We start from the raw sequence: 3,982 nt of genomic DNA, 5'->3' as shown, positions 1-3,982 counted from the left end.
TTCACCGGGAACACCAGTGAGCGCTTGTCGCGGTTGGCGACCGAGACGAACACCCGGCCGGATGTGGGCAGGGAGCCGTAGGCGCCGCTTTGGGACTTGGCGAACGCCTTGCCGAAGTCGACGTCGACGCCCATCACCTCGCCGGTGGACTTCATTTCCGGGCCGAGCAGCGAGTCGACGCCGTGGCCTTCGGGGGTGCGGAAGCGGTGGAAGGGCAGCACGGCTTCCTTCACCGCGACCGGCGAGTCGGCCGGCAGCTGCCCGCCGTCGCCTTCGGCCGGCAGGACACCGCTCTCACGCAGGTCCTTGATCGTCGAGCCGGTCATGATCAGCGCGGCGGCCTTGGCCAGCGGCACCGCCGTCGCCTTGGACACGAACGGCACCGTCCGCGACGCGCGCGGGTTGGCCTCCAGCACATACAGGACGTCGTCTTTGAGCGCGTACTGGACGTTCAGCAGCCCCCGCACGCCCACGCCGCGGGCGATCGCCTCGGTGGAGCGGCGCACAGCCTGCAGGTCGGTGTGCCCGAGCGTGATCGGCGGCAACGCGCACGAGGAGTCACCGGAATGGATCCCGGCTTCCTCGATGTGCTCCATGACCCCGCCGAGGTAGAGCTGCTCGCCGTCGAACAGGGCGTCGACGTCGATTTCGATGGCGTCGTCGAGGAACCGGTCCACCAGCACCGGGTGCTCCGGGGTGACCTCGGTGGCGCGGCGGATGTAGCCGGCCAGCGTCTCCTCGTCGTAGACGATCTCCATGCCGCGCCCGCCGAGCACATAGGACGGCCGCACCAGCACCGGRTARCCGATCTCGTCGGCGATCCGCTTCGCGCCCTCGAACGACGTSGCCGTGCCGTAACGSGGGGCGGGCAGGCCGGCGTCGGTGAGGACCTCGCCGAACGCGCCGCGGTCCTCGGCCAGGTGGATGGCCTCCGGCGGCGTCCCGACCACCGGAACACCGGCGTCGGCGAGCTTCTTCGCCAAGCCCAGCGGCGTTTGCCCGCCCAGCTGGACGATCACACCGGCGACCGTGCCCGACGCCTGCTCGGCGTGCACGACCTCCAGCACGTCCTCGAACGACAGCGGCTCGAAATACAACCGGTCGGAAGTGTCGTAGTCGGTGGACACGGTTTCCGGGTTGCAGTTGACCATGACGGCTTCGAACCCGGCCTCCCGCAACGCGATCGCCGCGTGCACACAGGAGTAGTCGAACTCGATGCCCTGCCCGATCCGGTTCGGGCCCGAGCCGAGGATGAGCACCTTCGGCTTGTCCGACTGGACGGCCACTTCGGACTGCGCGTCGGGGTCGGACTCGTAAGCCGAGTAGTGGTACGGGGTCTTGGCCGCGAACTCGGCCGCGCAGGTGTCGACGGTCTTGAACACCGGCCGCACACCGAGACGGTGCCGCAACGTGCGGACACCGTCCTCACCGGCCAGTTCCGGCCGCAGCGCGGCGATCTGACGGTCCGAGAGCCCGGTGCGCTTGGCGCGGCGCAGCAGATCACCGTCCAGCACCGGCGCGTCACGGACTTCGGCGCCGACCTCGCCGATGTAGGCGATCTGGTCGATGAACCACGGGTCGATACCACTCGCCTCGTGGACCTGCTCCACGGTGGCGCCGAACCGCAGGGCACGTTCCACTTCGTACAGCCGGCCTTCGTGCGGCGTGCGCAGGTCGTCCAAAGTGGACTCCAGCGTCGCGCCCTCGGGGTCGGGCAGCGTCCAGAACCCGGTCGCCTTGGTCTCGATCGACCGCATCACCTTGCCCAGCGCCTCGGGGAAGCTGCGGCCGAACGACATCGCCTCGCCGACACTCTTCATCGTCGTGGTCAGCGTCGGGTCCGCACCGGGGAACTTCTCGAAGGCGAACCGCGGCATCTTGACGACGACGTAGTCCAAAGTGGGCTCGAACGCCGCGGGCGTCTCGCCGGTGATGTCGTTGCGGATCTCGTCGAGGGTGTAGCCGATGGCGAGCTTCGCGGCGATCTTGGCGATCGGGAAACCGGTCGCCTTCGACGCCAACGCCGACGAGCGCGACACGCGCGGGTTCATCTCGATGACGACCATCCGGCCATCGGCCGGGTTGATCGCGAACTGGATGTTGCAGCCGCCGGTGTCGACGCCGACCTCGCGCAGCACCGCGATGCCGACGTCGCGCATCACCTGGTACTCGCGGTCGGTGAGGGTCATCGTCGGCGCGACGGTGACCGAGTCGCCGGTGTGCACGCCCATCGCGTCGATGTTCTCGATCGAACAGACGACCACGACATTGTCGTGCTTGTCGCGCATCAGCTCGAGCTCGTACTCCTTCCAGCCGAGCACGCTCTCCTCGATGAGCACCTCGGTGACGGGAGACTCCGCGAGCCCGGTGGAGGCCAGCCGCTCGAGGTCCTCGGGCGTGTGTGCCATGCCGGAGCCGAGCCCGCCCATGGTGAAGCTCGGCCGGATGACCACCGGGAGCCCGAGCTCCTTGACGGTGTCGCGGACCTCGTACATGTCGTGGCAGACGCGCGAGCGCGGCACGTCGGCACCGACCGTGCGGACGATGTCCTTGAACTTCTGCCGGTCCTCACCACGCTGGATGGCGTCGATGTCGGCGCCGATCAGCTCGACACCGTACTTGTCGAGCACACCCCGCTCGTGCAGCGCGACGGCGCAGTTGAGCGCCGTCTGCCCGCCCAGGGTCGCGAGCAGCGCGTCCGGCCGCTCTTCGGCGATGACCTTCTCGACGAAGTCGGGAGTCACCGGCTCGATGTAGGTGGCGTCGGCGAACTCGGGATCGGTCATGATGGTGGCCGGGTTCGAGTTCACCAGGGACACACGCAGCCCTTCGCTGCGCAGCACCCGGCAGGCCTGGGTACCGGAGTAATCGAACTCCGCCGCCTGCCCGATCACGATCGGCCCGGAGCCGATCACCAGCACGTGCTGGATGTCCGTCCTCTTCGGCATCAGGCCTTCTTCTCCATGAGCGAAACGAAATCGTCGAACAGGGGGGCCGCGTCGTGCGGGCCGGCCGCGGCTTCGGGGTGGTACTGGACCGAGAACGCCGGGACGTCGAACGCCCGCAGGCCCTCGACCGCGCCGTCGTTGGCGCAGTAGTGGCTGACCTGAGCCGCGCCGAACGGCGACTCGAAGCGCTGCCCTGGCTCGCCTTCCAAGGCGAAGCCGTGGTTCTGCGCGGTGATCGCCACCGACTTGGTCGCGACGTCGATCACCGGGATGTTGATGCCGCGGTGCCCGTAGCGCATCTTGTACGTGTCCAGGCCGAGCGCGCGGCCGAGGACCTGGTTGCCGAAGCAGATGCCGAACAGCGGGATCTCGCGGCCGAGCACCTGCTTGGTCAGCTCGGTGGCGTGCGTCGTGGTGGCCGGGTCGCCCGGGCCGTTCGACAGGAACACACCGTCCGGCTCGACCGCCAGCAGCTCGTCCAGGGTGGACGTGGAGGGCAGCACGTGCACCTCGATGCCGCGCTTGACCATCTGGCGCGGGGTGTTGGACTTGATGCCCAGGTCCAGCGCCACGACGCGGAAGCGGACGTCACCGGAAGGCGAGATGACGTACGGCTTCGGCGTGGTGACCTGGCCGGCCAGGTCCGCACCCTCCATCTTCGGGCTGGCCAGCACCTCGGCGACCATGTCGTCGACCGTGCCCAGCGCGTCACCGGAGAACACCCCGGCCCGCATCGCACCGAGCTCACGCAGATGGCGGGTCAGCGAACGGGTGTCGACCTCGGCGATACCGACGATCCCCTGGCGCACCAGCTCCTCATCCAGAGACCGCTTCGAGCGCCAGTTGGACGGCGTGCGCGCGGGGTCGCGCACCACATAACCGTTGACCCAAATCTTCGAAGACTCGTCATCCTCGTCATTCCAGCCGGTGTTCCCGATCTGCGGCGCCGTCTGCACCACGATCTGCCCGTGGTACGACGGATCAGTCAGCGTCTCCTGGTAACCCGTCATGCCGGTGCAGAACACCGCCTCACC

General features: G+C 68.5%; 2 protein-coding genes. Both read right to left on the bottom strand.

Annotation, left to right across the window (positions count from 1 at the left end; all coding sequences use genetic code 11):
• Positions 1 to 2,948: carbamoyl-phosphate synthase large subunit (carB, locus tag DV20_RS09015; protein WP_043778326.1), on the bottom strand; the 2,948-nt coding region annotated here is incomplete at its 3' end.
• Positions 2,948 to 3,982 (bottom strand): glutamine-hydrolyzing carbamoyl-phosphate synthase small subunit (carA, locus tag DV20_RS09010; RefSeq protein ID WP_043778325.1); only part of this gene is annotated, 1,035 nt, incomplete at its 5' end. The genes carA and carB, both read right to left, overlap by 1 nt.

Origin of the sequence: Amycolatopsis rifamycinica (assembly GCF_000695625.1) — a bacterium.
In the GTDB taxonomy this organism is placed as follows: Bacteria; Actinomycetota; Actinomycetes; order Mycobacteriales; family Pseudonocardiaceae; genus Amycolatopsis; species Amycolatopsis rifamycinica.
Note: the sequence above shows the minus strand (reverse complement) of the source record. Positions and strands in the feature narration are given on the sequence as shown.